At 63.4% G+C, this 23,142-nt stretch carries 17 protein-coding genes; 14 read left to right on the top strand and 3 right to left on the bottom strand.

All coding sequences use genetic code 11. The features are described 5' to 3' along the window. Positions 1-2: 2 nt before the first annotated feature. A complete protein-coding gene (locus ACU5AY_RS19310; protein WP_446829066.1) occupies positions 3-1,457 on the bottom strand; it encodes a 6-hydroxynicotinate reductase in 1,455 nt (484 codons plus the stop codon). A 233-nt stretch (positions 1,458-1,690) separates the two neighbouring features. Here ACU5AY_RS19310 and ACU5AY_RS19305 point away from each other — a divergent pair, with 233 nt between their 5' ends. The 13 genes from ACU5AY_RS19305 (at position 1,691) to ACU5AY_RS19245 (ending at position 21,049) form a co-directional block, all read left to right on the top strand. Then, positions 1,691-3,799, top strand: coding sequence for a hydantoinase/oxoprolinase family protein (locus tag ACU5AY_RS19305; protein WP_446829065.1), 2,109 nt, complete (start codon positions 1,691-1,693; stop codon positions 3,797-3,799). Then, the gene (locus ACU5AY_RS19300) at positions 3,796-5,541 is read left to right on the top strand and encodes a hydantoinase B/oxoprolinase family protein (RefSeq protein WP_446827410.1); all 1,746 of its coding nucleotides are present in this window, start codon (positions 3,796-3,798) and stop codon (positions 5,539-5,541) included. The genes ACU5AY_RS19305 and ACU5AY_RS19300 overlap by 4 nt, the downstream gene beginning before the upstream one ends. A gap of 33 nt (positions 5,542-5,574) precedes the next feature. Beyond that, the gene (locus tag ACU5AY_RS19295; protein WP_446827409.1) at positions 5,575-6,072 is read left to right on the top strand and encodes a (2Fe-2S)-binding protein; all 498 of its coding nucleotides are present in this window, start codon (positions 5,575-5,577) and stop codon (positions 6,070-6,072) included. Then, positions 6,069-9,581: a molybdopterin cofactor-binding domain-containing protein gene (locus ACU5AY_RS19290; protein ID WP_446827408.1), complete on the top strand. Its 3,513-nt coding sequence runs from the start codon at positions 6,069-6,071 to the stop codon at positions 9,579-9,581. The genes ACU5AY_RS19295 and ACU5AY_RS19290 overlap by 4 nt, the downstream gene beginning before the upstream one ends. An 89-nt stretch (positions 9,582-9,670) precedes the next feature. Next, a complete protein-coding gene (locus tag ACU5AY_RS19285) occupies positions 9,671-10,687 on the top strand; it encodes a zinc-binding alcohol dehydrogenase family protein (RefSeq protein WP_446827407.1) in 1,017 nt (338 codons plus the stop codon). Positions 10,688-10,913: 226 nt separating this feature from the next. Then, a complete protein-coding gene (locus ACU5AY_RS19280) occupies positions 10,914-11,894 on the top strand; it encodes a sialic acid TRAP transporter substrate-binding protein SiaP (protein WP_446829064.1) in 981 nt (326 codons plus the stop codon). A 117-nt stretch (positions 11,895-12,011) separates the two neighbouring features. Next, positions 12,012-12,578: a TRAP transporter small permease gene (locus ACU5AY_RS19275; protein ID WP_446827406.1), complete on the top strand. Its 567-nt coding sequence runs from the start codon at positions 12,012-12,014 to the stop codon at positions 12,576-12,578. Positions 12,579-12,586: 8 nt separating this feature from the next. Next, positions 12,587-13,861: a TRAP transporter large permease gene (locus ACU5AY_RS19270; RefSeq protein WP_446827405.1), complete on the top strand. Its 1,275-nt coding sequence runs from the start codon at positions 12,587-12,589 to the stop codon at positions 13,859-13,861. A 160-nt stretch (positions 13,862-14,021) separates the two neighbouring features. After that, entirely contained in the window at positions 14,022-15,797 is a 1,776-nt protein-coding gene (locus ACU5AY_RS19265) for an N-acetylglutaminylglutamine amidotransferase (protein ID WP_446827404.1), read from the top strand. Between the two features lie 9 nt (positions 15,798-15,806). Beyond that, the gene (gene ngg, locus ACU5AY_RS19260) at positions 15,807-17,618 is read left to right on the top strand and encodes an N-acetylglutaminylglutamine synthetase (protein WP_446827403.1); all 1,812 of its coding nucleotides are present in this window, start codon (positions 15,807-15,809) and stop codon (positions 17,616-17,618) included. Between the two features lie 9 nt (positions 17,619-17,627). Continuing rightward, the gene (locus tag ACU5AY_RS19255) at positions 17,628-18,800 is read left to right on the top strand and encodes an osmoprotectant NAGGN system M42 family peptidase (RefSeq protein WP_446822658.1); all 1,173 of its coding nucleotides are present in this window, start codon (positions 17,628-17,630) and stop codon (positions 18,798-18,800) included. A gap of 150 nt (positions 18,801-18,950) precedes the next feature. Then, the gene (locus tag ACU5AY_RS19250) at positions 18,951-19,907 is read left to right on the top strand and encodes a diacylglycerol/lipid kinase family protein (RefSeq protein ID WP_446827402.1); all 957 of its coding nucleotides are present in this window, start codon (positions 18,951-18,953) and stop codon (positions 19,905-19,907) included. 101 nt (positions 19,908-20,008) lie between these two features. Beyond that, positions 20,009-21,049, top strand: a complete 1,041-nt coding sequence (locus ACU5AY_RS19245; RefSeq protein ID WP_446822656.1) for a sensor histidine kinase — start codon at positions 20,009-20,011, stop codon at positions 21,047-21,049. Between the two features lie 49 nt (positions 21,050-21,098). On the opposite strand, the gene ACU5AY_RS19240 is transcribed toward ACU5AY_RS19245, so the two are convergent. Together ACU5AY_RS19240 and ACU5AY_RS19235 are read right to left on the bottom strand one after the other, a co-directional pair. After that, positions 21,099-21,635 (bottom strand): PRC-barrel domain-containing protein, encoded by a 537-nt coding sequence (locus ACU5AY_RS19240; protein WP_446822655.1) that lies wholly within the window; start codon positions 21,633-21,635, stop codon positions 21,099-21,101. A gap of 171 nt (positions 21,636-21,806) precedes the next feature. Continuing rightward, a complete protein-coding gene (locus ACU5AY_RS19235) occupies positions 21,807-22,466 on the bottom strand; it encodes a Crp/Fnr family transcriptional regulator (RefSeq protein WP_446827401.1) in 660 nt (219 codons plus the stop codon). Positions 22,467-22,775: 309 nt separating this feature from the next. Here ACU5AY_RS19235 and ACU5AY_RS19230 point away from each other — a divergent pair, with 309 nt between their 5' ends. After that, positions 22,776-23,135, top strand: a complete 360-nt coding sequence (locus tag ACU5AY_RS19230) for a hypothetical protein (protein ID WP_446822654.1) — start codon at positions 22,776-22,778, stop codon at positions 23,133-23,135. Positions 23,136-23,142 lie beyond the last annotated feature (7 nt).

The raw sequence follows: 23,142 nt of genomic DNA, 5'->3' as shown, positions 1-23,142 counted from the left end.
TGTCAGCTCACCTTCCTGCTGAGCGCAGACTTGGCGCGCGGTGGCCACGGATTGTCGCCGCTGGCCGAAAGATTGCGGCGGCCCTTCAGGAGATGGTCGTTCTGCCGCCCGGTCTTGCCGCCAAGCGCCTCCATCAGCGGCATGACGTAATCCATGTGCCCGCCGAGCGCCGCATAATCGTCGGAGCGCATGGTGAACTCGATTGGAGCGACCAGCGCCGGGGTCGGGACGTAACCGAAGGAATTCTTCGGCATGCGCGTCACGTCGACCATCAGCGTGATACCGCCGCCGGGCCAGACATAGGCAGGCGCGCCGCCACAGGACACATAGGTGAGCGCCTGCTGGACCGAACGGGTGAGGCCAACCGGGTTCTGCGTCGCGCCGGCGCGCAGCGATCCGCCGGCGCCCGCCATGAACAGCACCGACGTCATCGCCGGCTCGCAGTTTTCCTCGATCCGCCTGACCGAGGGGAGAAGCCGCTCCGGCATCTCCTTTTCGATGGGACAGAGGTTTTCGTCGAGTTCGTAATAGGCGGCATGCTCGCCCGTCGTCGAAACCATCAGCAGCGACTGGCCCGGTTTTGCCGTCTTGGGATCGAACTTGCCGAGGATGGCGAGCGGATCGGCGAGATCGGTGCCGCCCCAGCCCGTGCCGGGTTCGGCCACCTGGAAATAGCGGCCGGGCGTCGAGCGCCGGCCATTGATCTTGATGCCGGTCGGCTGCCAGCCGATGACCTTGCCCGCCTGGTGCTCGGACATGACGCCGGTGATGTGATCGTCGACCACGACGACTTCATCGACCAGCCCCATCCATTGCGCCGCGAACATGCCGACCGTCGCCGATCCGCAACCGACCCGCATGCGGCTCTCGGGCACGCCGTTGACGATCGGCGCCTTGCCGGCCTCCACGATGAGCGTCGCGCCCTCGTCGATCGAGACTTCGACCGCCTCGCCGTTGCAGAGCTTCAAGAGCGTATCGCAGGTAACGCGGCCTTCCTTCTTCGAGCCGCCGGTCAGATGGTTGACGCCGCCAAGCGACAGCATCTGGCTGCCGTATTCCGCCGTCGTCACATGGCCCACGGGCTCGCCGTCGACGCGGACGGTGGCGCATTCGTGACCAAGGTGGCGATCGGTATCGATCTTCACCTTCACGCCGCAATAAGAGAAGATGCCTTCGGTGACGACGGTAATCATGTCGGCACCGTCGACTTCGGACGAGACAATGAAGGGCGCCGGCTTGTAGTCCGGATAGGTCGTGCCTGCACCGACGGCGGTCACGAAACTGTTCGAAGCGCCGACCACGTCGCCGTCCCAGTCACGCTCCAGGAAGGGCACGACGTCACCGCCGGTCGCCGAGCAGTTTTCGAGGATAACGAGGGGATCGAGGCGGATCAGCTGTCCACCTTCATTGGCATAGCGGTCGCAGGCTCCGGAGCGGCCATCGGCGATGTAGCACATCACCGGACAGGCATCGCAGCGTATCTTCTCGGCCTTGACATCGGGGGCAGTCGTCACATTCGGCTCCCATGCGCCTGAACATCATTCGTTCGTATACAAACATCTAACTTCGAGACCTGTCAACGGCTGTTTTCCGCAGAGGAGAAATTGTTTCCGACGACGAATGTGACGCTTGACAGTCGTCGCGCTTCATTCATAGTCTGTTCGTATACAAATGATAAACGGGGTTCATGATGCAGGACGATGTTCTGGCCGCCGATCGCGCAGGCAAACCGGTGGATCCGGCACCGACGGTGCAGTCGCAGGTCGCAGGCATTGACGTCGGAGGCACGTTTACCGACCTCGTCCTCGTCGACAGCGCCACCCGCACGGTTCGCCTCGCCAAGACCCCGACCACACTCGACAACCAGGCCGGCGGGGTCCTGAACGCGCTGGAAGCCGCGGGCGCGGACCTGCAGACGCTCGACCTCATCATCCACGGCACGACGACGACGACGAATGCGGTTCTGGAGAGGACGCTGGCCAAGACCGGCATCATCACCACGATCGGCTTCCGCGATGTGCTGGAGCTCGGCCGCCGCACCCGCCCCAATCCCTACGGCATGAAGGGTGAGTTCACACCTATCATTCCGCGTGATCTGCGCCTCGAAATCCCCGAGCGCATGGATGCCGGCGGCAATGTCGTCACCCCGCTCGACGAGGACGCGTTGAAGTCCGCCCTTCAGGCGCTGGTCGACAAGGGCTGCGAATCCCTCGTCATCCATTTCCTGCACGCCTACGCCAATCCCGCCCATGAACTGCGCGCCGCCGAAATCGCCGCGGACATCTGGCCGAACGGCAACATCACCATGGGCCACGCCCTGCTGTCCGAAAGCCGCGAATTCGAACGCGGCGTGACGGCCGCGGTCAACGCCTCGGTGCAGCCGCTTCTGCGCCGCTATGTCGAACGCCTGGCCGACAAGCTCGCCGAGCGCGGCTACCGCAACGACGTTCTGGTGATGAACGGAAATGGCGGCATGGTCTCGGCCCGCCACGTCTCCAACGAAGCCGCCAAGACCGTCATGTCCGGCCCGGCATCCGGCGTCATGGCGGCAGCCTACACCGGACGGCGCGCCGGCATCACCAATCTCCTGACCTATGACATGGGCGGCACCTCGACCGACGTGGCGCTGATCAAGGGCGCGGAACCGGCGGTCTCCAACGAGATCGAAATCGAATACGCCATGCCGATCCACGTTCCGATGGTCGACGTGCGCACCGTCGGCGCCGGAGGCGGCTCGATCGCCAAGGTGACGGCCGCGGGCCTGCTGCAGGTCGGCCCGGAAAGCGCCGGCGCGACGCCGGGCCCGATCTGTTACGGCCGTGGCGGCACGCGCCCGACCATCTCCGACGCCAACCTTCTGCTCGGGCGCATGAACCCGGACAAGCTCAACTCCGTTTCCTCGAAAATCTCCCTCGACGACATCCGCGCGATCTTCGAACGCGACCTCGGCGCGCCGCTCGGCCTGGATGCCACGGGTGCTGCCGCAGCAGTGCTGCAGATCGCCAACGCCAAGATGGCCGGCGCAGTGCGCATGGTCTCGGTGAGCCTTGGCGAAGACCCGCGCGATTACGCCCTCTTTGCGTTCGGTGGCGCAGGCCCGTTGCATGCGGTGGCGATCGCCCGCGAACTCGGCGTGCCGCGCGTCCTCTGTCCCTCCCGGCCGGGCATCACCAATGCGCTCGGCTGCGTCGTCGCCGATCTCCGGCATGACTTCGTCAACACCGTCAACAAGCCGCTCGACCTCGCCGATATGGATGCCGTCCATGCGCTCTTTGCCCACCAGGGCGAAGAAGGACGCCGGCTGATCGCCAAGGAACCGGTCGAGATCGAGGAACTGAAGGAGATCTATTCGGTCGACATGCAGTTCATCGGCCAGACCCACCTCTTGCGCGTGCCGCTCGACACCCCGACGCCGAGCCGGGAGGAGTTGCGCCAGCGTTTCGCCGACGCCTATTTCAACCGCTTCCATGTCGAACTGCCGGAAATCCGCCCGAGCCTCGTCAACGTCAACACCTCCGTCATCGGTCGCCGCAAGGATATCGACCTGTCGCTGCTGATCGACGCGTCGGGACGCAAGGCGACGGTCGCCGAGGCAAAGACCGGCGAACGCCCGGTCTGGTTCGACGGCTGGGTGACGACGCCGGTCTACTGGCGCGACCACCTGCCCGCCGACGCCACCGTCACCGGCCCCGCCATCATCGAACAGATGGATACGACCATCGTCGTCGAACCGGGCGATACGGCCGCGCAGGACCGCGACGGAAATATCATCATCACCCTGAAGGGAGCGCTCGCATGACCATCGATCCGATCACGCTCTCCGTCATCCAGAACGGCCTGCAGCAGGTCTGCGACGAGATGGACCTGACCTTCTCGCGCGCCGCCTTCTCCCCCGTCATCGCAGAGGCGAACGACCGCTCCGACGGCATCTATTCGGCCGAAGACGGCGCACTGATCGCGCAAGGGGCCGGCGGCCTCCCCGTCTTCGTCGGCACCATGCAGTATTCCACCCGCACACTGATCGAGATGATCGCCTCGGGTGACGCGGCCGAGCCGCAGCCGGGCGACATCTACATCGTCAACGATCCCTATCTCGGCGGCACGCATCTCATGGATGTGCGCTTCGCCATGCCCTATTACCGCGACGGCAAGATCTTCTGCTGGCTGTCGAACACCGGCCACTGGCCCGACACCGGCGGCGCCGTACCCGGCGGCTTCTCGGCCTCCGCCACCGCCGTCGAACAGGAAGGCTTGCGCCTTCCGCCTGTCCGCCTGTTCAAGAAGGGCGTGCTAGACAAGGAAATCTACGCTATCATCTGTTCCAACATCCGCGTCGCCGAACAACGCATCGGTGACGTCAAGGCGCAGGCCGCCGCCCTTCTGGTTGGAGAGAAGCGTCTGAACCGCATTCTCGACCGCTACGGCGACGACACCGTTGCCGAGGCGATCGGCGAGCTGAAGCGCCGCGCCGCCGAACAGATGCGCGCCAACATCAAGCTCATTCCGGACGGCGTCTACACCTCGACCGCCTATGTCGACAGCGACGGCGTGATCAACGAACCGCTGGAGATCAGGCTCACCGTTACGGCCAAGGATGGCGAACTGACCTTCGATTTCGCCGGCTCGTCCGCGCCCTGCATGGGACCGATGAACTCGGTTCTGGCAACCACGCATTCCTCCGTCTATCTCGCCATGCGCCACATCTTTCCGGACGTGCCGATCTCGGCCGGCGCCTTCGAGCCGCTCAAGATCGTTCGCCCGGAAGGCACCTTCCTCGACGCCCGCTATCCGCGTCCCGTTTCCGGCTGCGCGGCCGAGGTCTCGCAGCGCATCGCCGAAGCCGTCTTCGCCGCGCTGGTCGAGGCGCTGCCGGACCGCGTCACCGCCGCGCCCGCCGGCTCGTCCGGCAATTTTGGCCTTGGCGGCTTCGATCCCGAGCGCGGCCGCAACTTCGTCATGTACCAGATTTCCGGCGGCGGCTACGGCGGCAGCGCGGATGGCGACGGCATTGCCAACGGCTGCTCGACCATCGGCATTTCCAAGGCGCCGCCGGTCGAGATCATGGAGCAGCAGTTCCCGGTCCTCTATCACCGCTACGCGCTTCACGAAGGCTCCGGCGGCGCCGGCAAGCACCGCGGCGGCTTCGGCCTCGACTACGAAGTCGAGTTGAGGCGCGGCAATGCGACCGCGAGCTTCGTCATGGATCACGGCCGCTTCGGCCCGCAGGGTGCGCTCGGCGGCCGCGATGGCATGGTCAACCGGGTCACCGTCTGGCAGGACGGCAAGCCCATGACGCCGGAACACCTGTCGAAGGCGCAGGATATCCCGATGAAACCGGGCGACCGGGTGCGGGTGCGCACGCCGGGCGGCGGCGGCTACGGCGATCCGCTGACCCGCGACCCGGCGCTGGTGGCCGAGGACGTGCGGCTTGAACGCTACACCCGCGAGGAAGCCGGCACGCTGTTCGGCGTTGTCATCGCTGAGGGCGGCGTGCCAGACTGGCAAAAAACCGAAACGCTGCGGACGCATCTTCGAACATAACGGAAAAAGAGGGGCAAAGAGGGTGACCGATCCATGAGCACTCCCCATGAGATCACCGTCAATGGCAGGACCGTCACCGTCTCTGCCGACCCTGAAACGCCGCTCCTCTATGTCCTGCGCAACGATCTGCACCTGAACGGCCCGAAATTCGGCTGCGGCCTCGGCGAATGCGGTGCCTGCATGGTGCTCGCCGGCGACCGCCCCGTCCGCTCCTGCACCGTCAAGATCCGCGATGCCGCGGGACGCGCCTTCACAACGATCGAGGGACTTGGCGACGGCGACAAGCCGCACCCGGTTCAGCAGGCCTTCATCGAGGAAAATGCCGCCCAGTGCGGATATTGCCTGAACGGCATGATCATCGCCACGACGGGCCTTCTGAAACGCTGTCCGGAGCCGAGCGAAGACGCGATCCGCGCATCCCTCAGACACAATCTCTGTCGCTGCGGTACGCATATGGAAATCCTCGCCGCCGTCAGGAAGGCCGCAGGCCTGATGCGTGAGCTGTCCGCCATAGAAAGCGCCGCCGGATGAGCGACGTTCGCGATATCCCGAAAAGCGCCTGGTTCGCCAGCGACGACATGCTTCTGATCACCGGCACCGACGGGTCGGACATTTACATAGCCATCGATGGAAATGGCGCGGTGACCGCCTTCAACGGCCATGTCGATCTCGGCACCGGCATCCGGACCGCGCTTGCCCAGATCGTCGCCGAAGAGCTGGACCTCGCCTTCGCCAAGGTCGAGATGGTGCTCGGCTCCACCGGCTCCGTTCCGGACCAGGGCGCGACCATCGCCTCGGAAACGATACAGATTGCCGCCAAGCCCCTGCGCTTCGCCGCCGCGACCGCAAGACGGTATCTCCTCGGCGAAGCGGCCTCGCGGCTGGAGATCGCGCCCGACGTGCTGATTTTCGACGACGGCATCATCCGAGAGAAGGACGGCAACCGCTCCATAAGCTTCGGCGAGATCGTCACCGGGCAGCACGTGGATATCCCTCTGGACCGCGATGCGCCGGTCAAGCCCGTTTCCGACTACCGCCTGGTCGGAATCCCGCAGCGTCGCAGCGATATCCCGGCGAAATCACGCGGGGCCTGGATCTACGTCCATGACGTGCGCCTGCCCGGCATGTTGCATGGCCGCGTCGTGCGCCCACCCTATGCCGGCTACGATCAGGGTCCGCATGTCGGCAAAAGCCTGATTGCAATCGACGAAGGGTCCGTCGCCGATATCCCCGGCATGGTCGGCGTCTTTTCCGAAGGCGATTTCGTCGGTCTGGTGACCGAGCGCGAAGAGCAGGCGATCGAGGCGATGAACCGCCTCAAGGTCGACTGGAAGGAGCCACCCGCCCGGCCCGATCTCAACGACCCCTACGATCCGCTGCACGAGAATCCTGGGATTGCTCGCAAGCTCGCGGACAAGGGCAATGTCGACCGCGTGCTGGAAGGTGCCGCCGAGCCGCTTACCCGCAGCTATGTCTGGCCCTACCAGATGCATGCCTCGATCGGCCCCTCCTGCGCGGTCGCCGACTGGCGCGAGGATGGCCTGACCGTCTGGTCCGGCACCCAGAACCCGTTCTGGATGCGCCGCGACCTTGCCCAGCTCTTCCATGTGCCGGAGAGTTTCATCACCGTGGAGCGGCTGGAGGCGGCGGGCTGCTACGGACGCAACTGCGCCGACGACGTCACCGCCGATGCGGCCCTCCTGTCGCGCGCCTGCGGCCGGCCGGTCAGGGTGCAGCTGACGCGTGAGCAGGAGCACGAATGGGAGCCGAAGGGCACCGCCCAGGTGATGGACGTGCGCGGCGCGCTCGATCTTGAGGGCGGCCCTGCGGCCTATGATTTCGAAAGCCGCTATCCGTCCAACGCCGCGCCGACGCTGGCGCTCATCCTGACCGGCCGCCTCGCTCCGGTCGCCGATACGCTGCAGATGGGCGACCGCACCGCCATCCCGCCCTATGATTTCGGCGCGCTGCGCGTGACCGTCCACGACATGCCGCCGATTGCCCGCGCCTCATGGTTTCGCGGCGTTTCGTCCATGCCGAATACCTACGCGCACGAATCCTTCATCGACGAACTGGCCGCCGGCGCCAAGGTCGATCCGATCGAATACCGCCTGCGCTACATGAAGGACGAGCGCGCCATCGACCTCATCAAGGCGACCGCCGAACGCGCCGGCTGGACCCCGCGCACGACCTGGGGAACGATGGGCGGAGAAGGCGATCTTCTGTATGGCCGCGGCTTTGCCTATGCCGTCTATGTACACGGCACCTTCCCCGGTGTTGCCGCCGCCTGGGCCGCCTGGGTGACCGATGTCGCCGTCAACCGCAAGACCGGCGAAATCGCCGTAACCAAGGTCATCTGCGGCCAGGACTCCGGCCTGATGATCAACCCGGACGGCGTGAAGCACCAGATCCACGGCAACATCGTCCAGTCCGTCAGCCGCACGCTGAAGGAACAGGTGGAGTTCGACGAGACGAAGGTCGTTTCGAAGGACTGGGGCAGCTATCCGCTGATCACCTTCCCGGACGTGCCGGATATCGATGTCCTGCTCATGCCGCGCCAGAACGAACCGCCGCTCGGCGTCGGCGAATCGGCCTCCGTGCCCAGCGCCGCAGCCATCTGCAACGCGGTCTATGATGCGACCGGCATCCGCTTTCGCGAATTGCCGCTGACGCCTGAAAAAGTGCTGGCTGCGCTGAACGGCGAGGAGCCGCCTGCGAAGCCCATGCCGGAGAAGCCGGGAAAGAAAAGGTTACTCGCGGGCCTGTCGTTTGCCGGCATTGCCGCCACGCTTGCCGGCCTTTCCTGGGTGTCGCCCTTTCCGGCCTCCATCGCTCCGGTCGCCGGGCCGCAGAGCGGCGTCTACAGCGCCGAGACGCTGGAGCGTGGCCGGCTGGTCGCCGCTGCCGGCGCCTGCAATGTCTGTCACGTTGGCTCCGACGGAACCGCATTTGCCGGCGGCAGGGCATTCGAAACGCCGTTCGGCAACATCTATGCGCCCAACATCACCCCTGATCCGGACGCCGGCATCGGCGCCTGGTCCTATCCCGCCTTCGCGCGGGCCATGCGCGAAGGTGTCAGCCGCAACGGTCACTTCCTCTATCCCGCGCATCCCTACACATCCTTTGCCGGCGTCGAGGAAAACGACATGCAGGCGCTCTACGCCCACATGACCAGCCTCGCGCCCAGCCGGAACAAGACGCCGGAAACGGCGCTCGCCTTCCCCTTCAACATCCGCACGCTGATGGCTGGCTGGAACGCGCTCTTCCACAAGCCCGAGCCATTCACCGCAAATACAGCGATGAGCGCCGAATGGAACCGCGGTGCCTATCTGGTCGAAACGCTCGGCCACTGTTCCGCCTGCCATACCGAGCGCAATGTCCTGCAGGCGGAAAAGACGGGAACACATCATCTTGCCGGCGGATTTGCGGACGGCTGGGAAGCCCCGGCCCTGACCAGCGCGACGAAAGCGCCATCCGGCTGGACCACAGACGAGCTCTACGCCTATCTGCGCCACGGCTATTCGGAAAACCACGGCGGCGCCGGCGGACCGATGGCGGAGGTTGTCGCCTCGCTTGCGCCGCTGCCGAACAGCGACATCCGCGCCATGGCCACCTATCTCACCTCCCTTAAGAACGTGACAGGACACGCCGCCGACCCTCAGACTGCGATCGCCGCCAGCGACGCCGCAGCAGAGGCAGCCGCCCTTGCCGAGCCGCGCGGCAAACGGATCTTCGACGGCGCCTGCGCCTCCTGCCACGAGAACAACGATCTGCTGACCCCGCTCGCCCTGCGCTCCGCCGTCGTCAGCGACAATCCGGCCAATGTTCTGCAGGTGATCGTCAACGGTGCCGAAGCCCCTGCCCGGCTAGCCGCGCTCACCGGCGGCGCGCATGAGGAAATCATGTCCATGCCGGCCTTCGGCCAGACGCTGACGGACAAGCAGATCGGCGAACTGGCGCGCTATGTCCGGGCCCGCTTCGCACCTGGGGCTCCCGCCTGGAACGGGATCGAAAAAGCCCTTCAGGAAATCCGCCACTGAACCATCGCATCCGAAAAAGCCGTTTCTTCCTGCGAGGCTTTGGCGTATGCATCGGACAACAAGCCGGAACCTGTTGGAGGAGTGAGACTATGGTGCGCGCGCTGATGATCGAACGGGAAAACACCACGGTTTTCCATGACATTGAGTCCGCGCCCATGGGAGAGGGCCAGGTGCGGATCGCCGTCAGGCACGTCGGTCTCTGCGGCAGCGATCTCAACACCTTCAAGGGCCTCAACCCCCTCGTCGAACTGCCACGCATTCCCGGCCACGAGATCGGCGGCGATATCATCGAGGCAGGGGCGGCGGTCGATTCGGCCTACCAGAAGGGCAAGCGCGTCATCGTCATGCCCTACACCAATTGCGGCACCTGCTCGTCCTGCCGCAAGGGCCGCCTCAACGCCTGCCGCTACAACAAGACCCTGGGCGTCCAGCAGAATGGCGGGCTTGCCGACGAGATCGTCCTGCCGGCCGAGAAGGTCATCCTCAACGACACCCTGAAGCCCCTTCATCTGGCGCTGGTCGAGCCGCTGTCCGTCGGCTTCCACGCCGTCGAGCGTGGCCGTGTCGCCAAGGGCGATCGGGTGGCCGTCATCGGCTGCGGCATGATCGGCATGGGCGCGGTCATTGCCGCCGCTTCAAGAGGCGCCGAGGTCATCGCCATCGACCCGAGCGAGCAGAAGCGCGAGCTGGCCAAGCGCTTTGGCGCCACGCATGCGCTTCCCTCCGGCGCCGAAGAACTGGTCAAGGCCGTCTACGACCTGACAGACGGCGACGGCGTCGATGTCGCCTTCGAGGCCGTCGGCCTGCCGCAGACCTTCACCCAGGCCGTCGACCTCGCCTGCTTTGCCGGGCGCGTCGTCTATGTGGGCTATTCGAAGGCGCCGGTCACCTATCAGACCCAGTTCTTCAACCTGAAGGAACTGGACATCATGGGATCGCGCAATGCCACCATGGCGGATTTCCGATCGGTGATTTCCTACCTGGAATCAGCAGGAGACACTCCGGATCTGCTGGTCTCCAAGGTCGTGCCGTTCACCGAGGCGGAATCGGCGCTGCCCTATTGGGATTCGCATCGCGACGCATTGAAAGTCGTGATCAGCCGATAGGCCGCAACGTTCGCATTCATAATACGACAAGTGCAATTGATCGCCTGTCAGTTTCATACTATGAGTTGAGGTAATCACCTGTCGGCAACGGGTGATGCTTGCGCATTTTTCGCGGAAGTTATCAGACAAGATAGTTTTTCCGTATGCAGTCCCGTCTTGGAGGAGACGCCTGCCTGCGGAACTGTCCGCTTGAAGCGGACACCCTAGGAGGAGGGAAACCATGAAGATTACACGCAGAACGGCCACGTTCGGCCTCGTAGCCCTGTCGCTGTCGACAGCCCTTTCCGTGCCGGCCAAGGCCGCCATGGAGCTGAAATGGGCGCATGTCTACGAGACGTCGGAACCCTATCACGAGCAGGCGCTGTGGGCCGCCGAGGAAATCAAGAAGCGGACCAACGGCGAAATCTCCATCTCGGTCTTCCCGGCGTCGCAGCTCGGCAACGAGAACCAGATCAACGAAGGCCTCGGCCTCGGCACGGTCGACATCATCTATACCGGCGTGGCCTTTGCCGGCTCGATCCACAAGCCGATGGCGATCTCCAACGCGCCGTTCATCCTGCGCGATTTCGACCACTGGAAGGCCTATCGCGACTCGCCGCTCTTCCAGGAGCTGACGGGCGGCTACAATGACGCATCCGGCAACCACGCCGTGGCACTCACCTATTACGGCCAGCGCAACCTGACGGCAAACAAGGCAATCACCAAGCCGGAAGACATGAAGGGCATGAAGCTGCGCGTGCCGCCGGCGCCGCTGTTCCTGATGTTCACCAAGTCTGTCGGCGCCAACGCCACGCCGATCGCCTTCTCCGAAGTCTACCTCGCTTTGCAGCAGGGCACGGTCGACGGCCAGGAAAACCCGCTGCCGACGATCAAGGCGAAGAAGTTCTATGAAGTGCAGAGCCACATCATGCTCAGCCAGCACATCACGGAATCGCTTCTGACCATCGTCGGCCCGCATGTCTGGTCGCAGCTTTCGGACGACCAGAAGAAAATCTTCGAGGACGTCCTGCGCGAAGCCGCCTCCAACGCGACCGACCAGATCCGCGACGCCGAAGGCAAGCTCGCCGCATGGTTCACCGAACAGGGCAATACCGTCGTCGAAGTCGACCGCGGCCCGTTCATCGAAGCGGCCAAGCCCCTGCACAACGATCCTGACTCCGGCGCAGGCTGGACGAAGGAGCAGTACGACGCCCTGCAGGCCCTGTAAGGCATCCGCCATCGACGCCGCCGGCCCCGACGCGTCTGACAGGACGCACCGGGGCCGGTGCACAATCAGGATATTCCGCGATCGCGGAAGCCCGTATCGGATGGGGAGACGAGCCGTATGGCGACGAATGACGACAAGCAGCAGGAAGAGCTGAGCGCAGCGGCTGCGCTGCACATCGAAGACGAGCAGGACGGACCGATCGAACACCACTTCGACGACTGGCTGTCCTTCCTGCTGTTCTGGGGAATGGCGATCGTCACCTTCCTGCAGTTCTTCAGCCGCTACGTGCTGAACGATTCCTATGCCTGGACGGAAGAGATAGACCGCTATCTGCTGATGTGGCTGACCTTCATCGGCGCCAGCGTCGTCTTTCGCCGCCGCTCGAACATCGCCGTCGACATCCTGCCTTACATGCTGCCGGAAAAGGCGGGGCGGGTGCTGCGCGCCATCTCCGATACCATCACGCTGGCCTTTGTCGCCTTGCTGGTCGTCTTCTCCTGGACCGTGATGGAAAAGATGAAGATCCAGCGGATGACCGTCTTCGACATCTCCATGCAGGTCGTCTATGCGGGCATTGCCATCGGCTGCCTCATGATGCTCTGGCGCGCCGTCACCAGCTTCATTGCCAGCGCCCGCCGCGGCTGGCGCGAAGATGAAAACAGCACCCCGCTGGTCATAGACTGAGGTTCACGATGCTTCTTCTTCTCACCGTCTTCTTCGGTCTGCTCATCATCGGCGTACCGGTCTTCGTCTCGCTTGGCGCTGCCTCGCTTGCCTATGTCTATTTCATAGGACACATCCCCGCCTTCGTCGTACTGCACCGGATGGCGGGCGGCGTCGACAGCTTCCCGCTGATCGCCGTGCCGTTCTTCATTCTCGCCGGCAACCTGATGAATTCGGCCGGCATCACCAACCGCATCTTCGACTTCGCGACCGCCGCCGTCGGCTGGCTGCGCGGCGGTCTCGGCCACGTCAACGTGCTCGCCTCGGTCATCTTCGCCGGCATGTCGGGCGCGGCCGTCGCCGATGCCGGCGGCCTTGGCACCATCGAGATCAAGGCCATGCGCGACCGCGGCTATGACGACAACCTTTCCGTCGGCATTACCGCCGCCTCGTCCACCATCGGCCCGATCATGCCGCCATCCCTGCCGATGGTCGTCTTCGGCGTCATGGCCAACGTCTCGATCGGCCAGCTTTTCGCAGCCGGCTTCCTTCCCGGTCTGCTGATGGCCGTGGCGCTGATGCTCTACGTCACCTGGTATTCGCACCGCAAAGGCATCGGCCGCGACCAGGCGTTCCGCGTCACCACGCTTGGCCGGACCTTCGTCTCCGCCGTTCCCGCCCTGATGACCCCGGTCATCATCATCGGCGGCATGTCGTCGGGCGCCTTCACCCCGACGGAAGCAGCAATCGCCGCCTGTGCCTGGGCGCTTCTCCTCGGCTTCGTCTTCTATCGCACCCTCACCTTCCGCCGCTTCTACAAGATCAGCATCCAGACCATCGAGACGACGGCAAGTGTTCTCATCATCGTCGCGGCCGCCTCGCTGTTTTCCTGGGTGCTGACGGTGACGCAGGTGACAACGCTGGTAACCAACTTCCTGCTCGGCGTCAGCGACAATCCGCTCGTCATCCTGCTGATCATCAACATCCTGGTGCTGATCGTCGGCTGCTTCATGGAAACGATCGCCGCGATCTCGATCCTCGTGCCGGTCCTCATGCCGGTGGTCGTCCATGTCGGCATCGACCCCGTCCAGTTCGGCGTCATCATGGTGCTGAACCTGATGATCGGCCTATTGACGCCGCCGGTCGGGATGGTGCTGTTCGTGCTGTCGCGCATCTCCGGCCTGTCGGTCGAGAAGACGATCCGGGCGACTGCACCCTTCCTCATCCCGCTGCTGCTGGTGCTGGCCGCGATCAGCATTTTCCCGTCGATCACGCTTTACCTACCCACCCTCTGGTACAGGTAGGAAAGGGTCGATCCGGAAAAGTTCCCGTCAAAATTTGAATTCAGGGAACTCTTTCTATACAAACCCGTTAACAGAAGGCGCGGCTTGGTCCGCGCCTTTTTTGTTTTGATTGCAACAGCGCAGGGTCAACCACCCTGCAGAACAGGAAGGTGTCCCCGTTATGTGTGGAATTGCCGGAGAAGTCCGTTTTGATGATTCGTTTGCCAATGCCTCGGCTGTCGGCAGGATGATGGAGGTGCTGGCACCTCGTGGTCCGGATGGTGCGGGAGTGGTTTCGAGAGGACGGATAGCCTTCGGCCACAGGCGGCTGAAGATCATCGATCTTTCCGAGAAGGCCGCCCAGCCGATGACGGATCCCGATCTTGGCCTGACCATCACGTTCAACGGGTGCATCTACAACTACCCCGAGCTGCGCAAGGAATTGCAGGAAGCCGGTTACCGCTTCTTCTCCGAGGGTGACACCGAAGTCATCCTCAAGGCCTTCCACAAGTGGGGTGAGGACTGCGTCAAGCGCCTCCACGGCATGTTCGCCTTCGCCATTCACGAGCGCGACACGGGCGCCGTGACGCTGGCGCGTGACCGCTTCGGCATCAAGCCCTTCTACATTTCCGAGGACGGCAAGCGGTTGCGCTTTGCCTCCAGCCTGCCCGCGCTCGTCGCAGGCGGCGACATCGACACGGGCATCGACAAGGCCGCACTCCACAATTACATGAGCTTTCACGCCGTCGTGCCGCCGCCGCGCACGATCCTGAAGGGTGTGCGCAAGCTGCCGCCGGCAACCGTTCGCCGGATCGAGCAGGATGGCACGAGCCGCGAGCGCCGCTACTGGCAGCCGGTCTACGAGCGTCGAGAGGAAGACAGCGGCCTCACCCGCGAACAGTGGCGCGACCGCGTTCTCGAGGCCCTGCGCGTTGCCGTCCGTCGCCGCATGGTGGCCGATGTGCCGGTCGGCGTGCTGCTCTCCGGTGGCGTCGATTCGAGCCTGATCGTCGGCCTGCTGGCGGAAGAAGGCCAGAAGGATCTGATGACTTTCTCCATCGGCTTCGAGGAGGCCAATGGCGAGAAGGGCGACGAGTTCGTCTATTCCGACCTGATCGCCAAGCGCTTCGAGACCGATCACCACAAGATCTTCGTTCCGGCAGAAGACCTGATGGGCCACCTGCCCGATACGATCCGCGCCCAGTCGGAACCGATGGTCTCCTATGACAATATCGGCTTCTACCTCCTGTCGCGCGAAGTTTCCAAGCACATCAAGGTCGTGCAGTCCGGCCAGGGCGCAGACGAGGTCTTCGCCGGCTATCACTGGTACCCGCCGCTGATGGGCTCCAACGATGTCGTCGGCGACTATGCCAAGGTCTTCTTCGACCGCAGCCACGAGACGCTGACCACGCAGCTGTCGCCCGAATGGATGGCCGACCGCGACGAAAGTTTTGAGCTGGTGCGCGACCATCTGATGATGTCCGGTGCAGCCACGCCCGTGGACCGGGCCCTGCGCCTCGATTCGCAGGTGATGCTGGTCGACGACCCGGTCAAGCGCGTCGACAACATGACGATGGCCTGGGGGCTTGAGGCCCGCGTTCCCTTCCTCGACCACGAGCTCGTGGAACTGGCCGCCACCGTGCCGCCGGAACTGAAGCTCGCCGACCAGGGCAAGGGCATCCTCAAGGATGCCGCCCGCCAGGTGATCCCGAGCGAGGTGATCGACCGCAAGAAGGGCTATTTCCCGGTTCCGCAGCTCAAATACATCCAGGGTCCGTTCCTCGACATGGTGCGCGATGCGCTGACCTCCCAGAAGGCACGCGAGCGCGGTCTGTTCCAGAAGCAGTGGCTCGACCAGCTCTTTGCCGACCCCGCCGCCCACATCACGCCGCTGCGTGGTTCGGAGCTGTGGCAGGCCGCCCTTCTGGAAATGTGGCTGCAGGCCCACGACATCTGAGGTGCTGACATGTCCGACACGAAGAAGACGACGTCCGTGACACAGCGCGGCCGCGACGGCTACGGACATCGACTGAAACGGATGCGTGAGCAGGGGCTCAAACCCCCGATCGCCCATCCGCAACCCGATGAGGATCAGAAGGCGGAATCCGATTTCGCCCTCGACTGCGGTTGGGGTCGGCTGGTCTTCGCCCAGACCTTCACCAGTCCGGATACGCTGGCCGGCGCCTTGCGCGAGGAGAAGGCGGACCGCCGCGACATCGCACTCTATGTCCGCGACCCGCATGTGCTGCTGGCAAGCGCGCCGCAGGAGATCTTCCTCGACCCCTCGCACACCTACCGGCTGGACCTGTCCGGCTACCGGCCGTCGAAGCGGACGCCGAAAGGCTATTTCATCCGCCGGCTGACCTCGCAGCGGGATGCGATCGCCATCAATCGCATCTACGCCTCGCGATCCATGGTGCAGGTGCCGCCGGAGTTCTTCTGGTCCAAGCGCGATGCGCGGGCGATCATCTATTTCGTCGCCGAGGACGAGCGCACCGGCCAGATCATCGGCACGGTGACCGGCGTCGACCACATGCGCGCCTTCAACGACAGCGAGCGCGGCTCCTCGCTCTGGTGCCTTGCCGTGGATCCGCAGGCCCGCCATGCCGGTATCGGCGAGGCGCTGGTCCGGCGCCTCGCAGAATACTCCGCCGCCCGTGGCGCAAGCTTCCTCGACCTGTCTGTCCTGCACGACAACGAGCAGGCTATTGCGCTCTATGAAAAGCTCGGCTTCCAGCGCGTGCCGTTCTTCTCGGTCAAGCGCAAGAATTCGATCAACGAGCGGCTCTTCACCCGCCCCGAGACCGACGAGGGCCTGAACCCCTATGCGGCGATCATTGTCAAGGAGGCGCGTCGGCGCGGCATCCAGGTCGACATCATGGATGCCGGTGGTGGCTTCTTCCGCCTGACCCATGGCGGCGTCTCGATCCGCTGCCGGGAAAGCCTGTCGGAACTGACGTCGGCCGTCGCCATGTCGATTTGCGACGACAAGGCAACGACGAGGCGGATCGTCGAGCAGGCCGGCGTGCGGGTGCCGCCGCAGATCAGCGGCGACGCCGGCAGCGAGGCCGTGAGCGCATTCCTGGCGGAACACGGTTCGCTCGTCGTCAAGCCGGCCCGAGGCGAACAGGGCCGCGGAATCTCCATCGGGCTGACCACCGAAGAGGACGTCGCGGCTGCGGTTGCCGAAGCAAAATCGGTGTCCAACGATGTGCTGATCGAGGCGATGATAGAGGGCCAGGACCTGCGTCTCGTGGTGATAAACTACAGGCTGGTGGCTGCCGCCATCAGGCGTCCGCCGATCATTGTCGGCGATGGGCGTTCAACCGCCGCGGAGCTGATCGCGGCACAGAGCCGCCGCCGTGCCGCCGCGACGGGCGGTGAATCCGAGATCCCGGTGGACGCGGAAACCCGGCGGACCCTCGCGGCGGCCGGCTACTCGTTGAAGAGCGTCATCCCGGCGGACGAGGAAGTCATGGTGCGCCGGACCGCCAACCTGCACACCGGCGGAACCATTCATGACGTCACCGAGGAAGTCCATCCCGTTCTGATCGAGGCGGCCGTCAAAGCCGCCCGGGCGATTGACATACCGGTGACGGGCATCGACCTTATGGTGAAGTCGCCGCATGAGGCCGACTATGCCTTCATCGAGGCGAACGAGCGGCCGGGGCTGGCAAACCACGAGCCCCAGCCGACCGTCGAACGCTTCATCGATCTGCTCTTTCCGCTTTCGATGCCGGAACCGGTCAGGCAGGCGATGCGGCGAACAGGAGTTTAAGGAGGACACATGACACGGCTGACGATCGACAGCGCATATCTCATCCAGGTTCTGAAGGACCTGCTCGCCATACCGAGCCCGACAGGCTACACGGACACGATCGTACGCTATGTAACCGGTGAGCTGCAGAAACTCGGCCTCGAAGCCGAACTGACCCGGCGTGGCGCCATCCGCGCCGTCAGGCAGGGCTCGCGCCGCCATGGCGCCCGCGCCGTCGTCACCCATCTCGACACACTCGGCGCACAGATCAAGGCGCTCAAGGCCAATGGCCGGGCCGCGCTCGTGCCTGTCGGTCACTGGTCCGCCCGCTTTGCCGAAGGCGCTCGTGCGACCATCTTCACGGAGAAGGGCTCCTACCGCGGCACCGTCCTGCCTTTGAAGGCATCGGGCCACACCTATAACGAAGAAGTCGACACCATGCCGATCGGCTGGGAATACGTCGAACTGCGCATCGACGCCATGTCGCGAAGTGCCGAGGACCTGGAGCGGCTCGGCGTCGAGATCGGTGACATGGTCGCCATCGATCCGCAGCCGGAATTCATTGACAACGGCTTCATCGTCTCGCGACATCTCGACAACAAGGCCGGCGTCGCCGTCGAGCTTGCCGCCCTCAAGGCCTTGCAGGACGAAAAGGTCCGCACGCCGGTGGACATCCATTTCCTGTTCACGATTGCCGAAGAGGTCGGCGTCGGCGCCGCCTCGGTGCTGACCCCGGAAGTGGCCTCCATGATAGCCGTCGACAACGGCACCTCGGCGCCCGGGCAGAATTCCTCCGAGTTCGGCGTCACCATCGCCATGGCGGACCAGACCGGCCCGTTCGACTATCACCTGACCAAGAAGCTGGTCGATCTCTGCCGGGAAAACGATATCCGCTACCAGAAGGACATCTTCCGCTACTACCGCTCGGACTCCGCCAGCGCGCTGGAGGCAGGCGCCGATGTCCGCACGGCGTTGATCACCTTCGGCGTCGACGCGTCGCACGGCTACGAGCGCATCCATCTCCACGCGCTGCGCTCCCTGGCCGAGCTGATTGCCGCCTACGTGGCAAGCCCGGTCGCCATTACCCGCGACTTTTCGCCGACGGCGGAAGGGGTCAAGGGCTTCACCCGGCAGAACACCGACGAGGCAAGCCAGGATCTCTCCCCGGACATCCGCGACGAGGAGCTGGACGCCGGCGAATGACGAGCGCGCGCCTCTGACGCAAAGCCGCGCGCGAGAATTCCACCGATGACCGGGAACCAAATCCATCCGGGCGCATTCCTGCTGGGGACGCGCCCGATGGTACGGCTCGCGCCGCACCATGCGTTCGGCGATCACATGGGATAAGGGGATATGACCATGCGCTTCGCCGCCATTGTCAACGCCGCAGGCGGCACGTTGCGGACGATCGACGTCCAGCAGTTTACCCAGCACATCGAAACCGCGTTCAGCCAGGCCGGCCATGAGGTCAAGATCGTCATGGCCTCCGGCAAGGACGTGGTGGAAGCCATGGAGCGGGTTACGACCGACCCTGATCTGGACGGCATCATCGTTGCCGGCGGCGACGGCACCCTGTCGCTTGGCGCCGCAACGGCATGGAAGCATCAGAAGCTCCTGGCCGTCATCCCCGCCGGCACCATGAATTTCTTCGCCAAGTCGCTGGAGCTTCCCACCGATATTTTCGCCGCGGTCGAGGCGCTTGCCACCGGGGAGGAAAGGCACGTCGACATTGCCACCGCAAACGACAAGCCGTTCATCCACCAGTTTGCCGCCGGCATTCATCCCAAGATGGTGCGCCTGCGCGAATCGCTGCCGTTCCGGTCGCGGATCGGCAAGATTTTCGCCAGCATCCGCGCCGGCATCACGGTCTTCCGGCGCCCGCCGCGCATCAAGATGGAGATCCTGTGCGACGGCGCACCGAAGAAGAGCGGTCGCTTCAGCCTGGTCGCAGTGTCAAACAACATGTATGGCGCGGGTCATCTGCCTTACTCCGACAGGCTCGACGAGGGCATTCTCGGCCTCTACACGTTGCCGCCCGCCTCCTTCGGCACGCTGATCAAGCTCTCTTTCGGCCTGATCAGAGGCCATTGGCTCGACGATCCCGACATAGATATCTCTTCGGCGCGCGAAGTCAGCCTCAAGCTTCTCGACAACCGTCGAAAGACCCATGTGGTGATGGATGGCGAGATCGTGCTATTTGAAGGCGAGGTCGTCATACGGCTGCACCCGAAGGCGTTGCGCGTACTCGTCCCGAAGCAGGACACCTCTGAAAATTCATCGGTTTTCGGGGAAATTTTGTCCGACCGTTGATCACATGCAACTAGGAATTCAATCCGCGGCGCGCTAACGTGCGGCCTTCGAGGAGACTGGACAGGGTTATCCCTTCTGCCGGAAGGACGCTAGCGGCTTATATGGAAACACGCATACTCTACATCGACGATGACCTTGCCCTCGCGAGTTTGGTCAAGAGAAATCTTGGCCGGGCAAGTCACGATGTCACGCATACCCATGATCCGGAAATCGCCATCAGTTATCTGCGGGAGCAGTCCTTCGATGTGATCGTGCTCGATCACTATCTCAGCAACATGACGGGCCACGACATGCTGAAGCGCTTCCAGGAGCTCGGCATCGGCATTCCTGTGGTCTACATCACCGGCTCGCATGAGGCGCGCATCGCCATTGATGCGATGAAGTCAGGTGCATCCGACTACGTATTGAAGAGCGTCAGCGAGGACTTCTTCCCGCTCCTGGTGGATGCCATCAACCAGACGGTCAGCAATGCACGGCTGCGTGAGGCGAAGGCCCGTGCCGACGAGGAGACGCGGCTCGCCAAGGAAAGAGCCGAAGCCCTGCTGGCGGAAATGAACCATCGCGTCGCCAACAGCCTGGCACTGGTCGCAGGCCTTCTGCGCCTGCAGGCCAACAACTCCGCCAATCCGGAGGTCAAGGAAGCGCTCGAGGAAACCCAGGGGCGCATCTCCGCCATCGCCGGCATGCACCGCAGCCTGTACACGACGGACGACGTGCGCACCGTCGAGATGCAGCCGTACCTGAATGCTCTGGTCAAGGACATCACCGCGACTGCGGCCAAGGGCTCCTCCACCTCGATCTCCATCGACGTCGAACGTATCCTGCTGCCCGCCGACAGGGCCGTCTCCGCCGGCATGATCGTCACCGAGCTAGTGACCAATGCGTTGAAATACGCCTATTCGGACAGCCAGCAGGGAGAAATCCGCGTTCTCTTCAACAAGATCGATGAAACGTCGGCCCGTCTTGCGGTGGAAGATGACGGTGTCGGGGTCAATGCGGCCCAGCCGAGCGCCGGATCGACCGGACTTGGACGCAAGATCGTCAAGACGATGGCCGACACCATCGGCAGCGGCATCCGCTACCCGGAAACCGAGCGCGGCACGGTTGCCGAAGTGATCGTCACGCTCGGCAAGCCGGAATAAAAAAGGCCGGCGTCTTGCGACGCCGGCGAGTTTTCAAATTCCGTTATCGTTATTTGGTAGCCGGAGCGGCCGCATCCATCGGATACTTGGTCGCATCGAACTGCGGCGCCGATTCCAGCTGTTCCTTGGTCATGGCCGTCTTGACGGAGAAGTTGCCGTCAGCATCAGCCATGATCGTCAGCTGGTCGGGGGAGATGGCAACCGGCTTGTCGCCGATACCCAGGAAGCCGCCGACATTGACGATGTACGACTGCACGCCACCCTCGGTGGAGAGGATGATGTCGCCGATCTCACCGATGCTGTCTTCATTGCCGTCGGTGATCGAGGTGCCGATCAGCTGATTGGCGGCAAATTCCTTGCCGTCGAGGTTCATCATCGGCTTGGCCTGGGCGTCAGCCGTGACATCGGCAGTGCCGGTAGTGCCTACGCCCGGCACAGCGGGCTTGGTGTCCATGGTGCCGGTATCAGCACCGGAATCCATCGTGGCGGCACCACTTGCGCCGGCATCGGTGTTGGTGCTCTGCGCCATAACCGGGAACGCAACGGCGGCGGTCAGAAAGGTCGAAGCAATAAGTGCACGAAACATGAGGTGTCTCCTTTGGTTTCTCTCTCTTTCCGGCCAGGCTTGGGAGTCTTGTTGTCTTTCCGACCGGATACAGGGGGTAAACGTGATGACCTCTTGAAAGGTTCCGCAGATTGCGGGCGGAAATTTATTTTTTGATATTTCTTTTTAAAATCAAAAAGATAATGAATAATCTCAGATGAACGGGCGCTCGGCTTCCGACCGCGGCTCCCACTGGGCAACCGCCGAGAGGCCGTCGGCATCTAGGATTTCGCAGCCCTTTTCCTTCCAGGTCACAAGCTTGCGGGCAGCAAGCTTCTTCAGGGTCTTGTTGGTGTGCACAATCGACAGACCCAGCGTATCTGCGATCAGCGCCTGGGTGACCGGAAGGTGCGCCTTGCCCTTGGAAATCAGACCCGCGTTGAGGCCCCTGTAGTAGAGAAAGGCAAGCAGATAGGCAGACCGCTCGAGTGCTGAACGACGCCCGACACTCAGAAGATGCTCATCAAGAATGGTTTCCTCCCGCGAGGCAATCCAGGTCACGTCGAAGGCCAGATCGGCATGCTTCTCAAACAGCGAGAAGAAGCGCTCCCGCTCGAACACGCACAGACGCATCGGCGTCAAAGCCTCGACACTGTGGTCCATGTATTTGAGAACGGCGCCCTGCAGCCCGACCATGTCTCCAGGCACGACGAAATTGAGGATCTGGCGTCGGCCATCCTCAAGCGTCTTGTAGCGGAAGCCCCATCCGTCGAGCACGGTGTAGAGATGCGGGCTGTAGGCACTTTCGGCGATCAGGGTCATGCCCGCATCGCACGCAAGTTCGCCCGACTTGAAATCCTGAACGAATTTCAATTCTGTAACCGACAAGGGACGGAGCCCGGAAAGTTTGCGCAGACTACAATTCTTGCAATCCTGCGAGGGCCTGGATTCAACCTTTGTGTCCACGATGGGCTCTCCTGTTCAACTGCCATGAACGCCGATAGTGCGGGTTTGTTCCGCAAAAGCGGTTTCACATGTCATTTTTAAATGACTTGGGAGGAAACTCGGGTCTTTCGTGTTTCCAATCGCAAGTCCTCACTGGCCCCCGCCCCCGAAGACAGCGACGATTTGCCCGTTACACCGATTTTGACCGTTTCGGACGGTAATGATTTGCAGGAATAAATGACCAACCGCCGCCGCCAGATACTGATTGCAGAGAACCAGTTCTTCATTGCCATGGATGCCGAACGGGCGGTCCGCGAACTGCTCGACTGCGAGATCAGCCTCTGCCGGCGCGACCACCTGGATGACATGCTGGCGCAGACGCCACGCGATCTCGTGCTGGTCGAGGCGGGCGCAACGTTCGAGGAATGCTGCGAACAGGCCGAGCGGATCATCAGAGCCGGCTCACAGGTCGCGTTCCTCACGGCCAATTCCAACATCCGGGAAAAATTGCGGGCGGAAACCAGTTATCCCGTGATCGACATCCCCTTTACCGACGATGCCATTCGGGCATTTCTGGAAGGGTTGTACGGGGCCTGACGGCCCC

The organism is Rhizobium sp. PAMB 3174, from assembly GCF_052908375.1.
Note: the sequence above shows the minus strand (reverse complement) of the source record. Positions and strands in the feature narration are given on the sequence as shown.

What these genes read in the sequence shown, in the direction of transcription:
- ACU5AY_RS19270 (WP_446827405.1), top strand. Translation starts at nt 12,587, where the DNA reads ATGCTTCTTCTTCTCACCGTCTTCTTCGGTCTGCTCATCATCGGCGTA.
- ACU5AY_RS19310 (WP_446829066.1), bottom strand. Translation starts at nt 1,457, where the DNA reads ATGTGCTACATCGCCGATGGCCGCTCCGGAGCCTGCGACCGCTATGCC.
- ACU5AY_RS19275 (WP_446827406.1), top strand. Translation starts at nt 12,012, where the DNA reads ATGGCGACGAATGACGACAAGCAGCAGGAAGAGCTGAGCGCAGCGGCT.
- ACU5AY_RS19295 (WP_446827409.1), top strand. Translation starts at nt 5,575, where the DNA reads ATGAGCACTCCCCATGAGATCACCGTCAATGGCAGGACCGTCACCGTC.
- ACU5AY_RS19285 (WP_446827407.1), top strand. Translation starts at nt 9,671, where the DNA reads ATGGTGCGCGCGCTGATGATCGAACGGGAAAACACCACGGTTTTCCAT.
- ACU5AY_RS19250 (WP_446827402.1), top strand. Translation starts at nt 18,951, where the DNA reads ATGACCATGCGCTTCGCCGCCATTGTCAACGCCGCAGGCGGCACGTTG.
- ACU5AY_RS19305 (WP_446829065.1), top strand. Translation starts at nt 1,691, where the DNA reads ATGCAGGACGATGTTCTGGCCGCCGATCGCGCAGGCAAACCGGTGGAT.
- ACU5AY_RS19240 (WP_446822655.1), bottom strand. Translation starts at nt 21,635, where the DNA reads ATGTTTCGTGCACTTATTGCTTCGACCTTTCTGACCGCCGCCGTTGCG.
- ngg (WP_446827403.1), top strand. Translation starts at nt 15,807, where the DNA reads ATGTCCGACACGAAGAAGACGACGTCCGTGACACAGCGCGGCCGCGAC.
- ACU5AY_RS19300 (WP_446827410.1), top strand. Translation starts at nt 3,796, where the DNA reads ATGACCATCGATCCGATCACGCTCTCCGTCATCCAGAACGGCCTGCAG.
- ACU5AY_RS19245 (WP_446822656.1), top strand. Translation starts at nt 20,009, where the DNA reads ATGGAAACACGCATACTCTACATCGACGATGACCTTGCCCTCGCGAGT.
- ACU5AY_RS19265 (WP_446827404.1), top strand. Translation starts at nt 14,022, where the DNA reads ATGTGTGGAATTGCCGGAGAAGTCCGTTTTGATGATTCGTTTGCCAAT.
- ACU5AY_RS19230 (WP_446822654.1), top strand. Translation starts at nt 22,776, where the DNA reads ATGACCAACCGCCGCCGCCAGATACTGATTGCAGAGAACCAGTTCTTC.
- ACU5AY_RS19255 (WP_446822658.1), top strand. Translation starts at nt 17,628, where the DNA reads ATGACACGGCTGACGATCGACAGCGCATATCTCATCCAGGTTCTGAAG.
- ACU5AY_RS19290 (WP_446827408.1), top strand. Translation starts at nt 6,069, where the DNA reads ATGAGCGACGTTCGCGATATCCCGAAAAGCGCCTGGTTCGCCAGCGAC.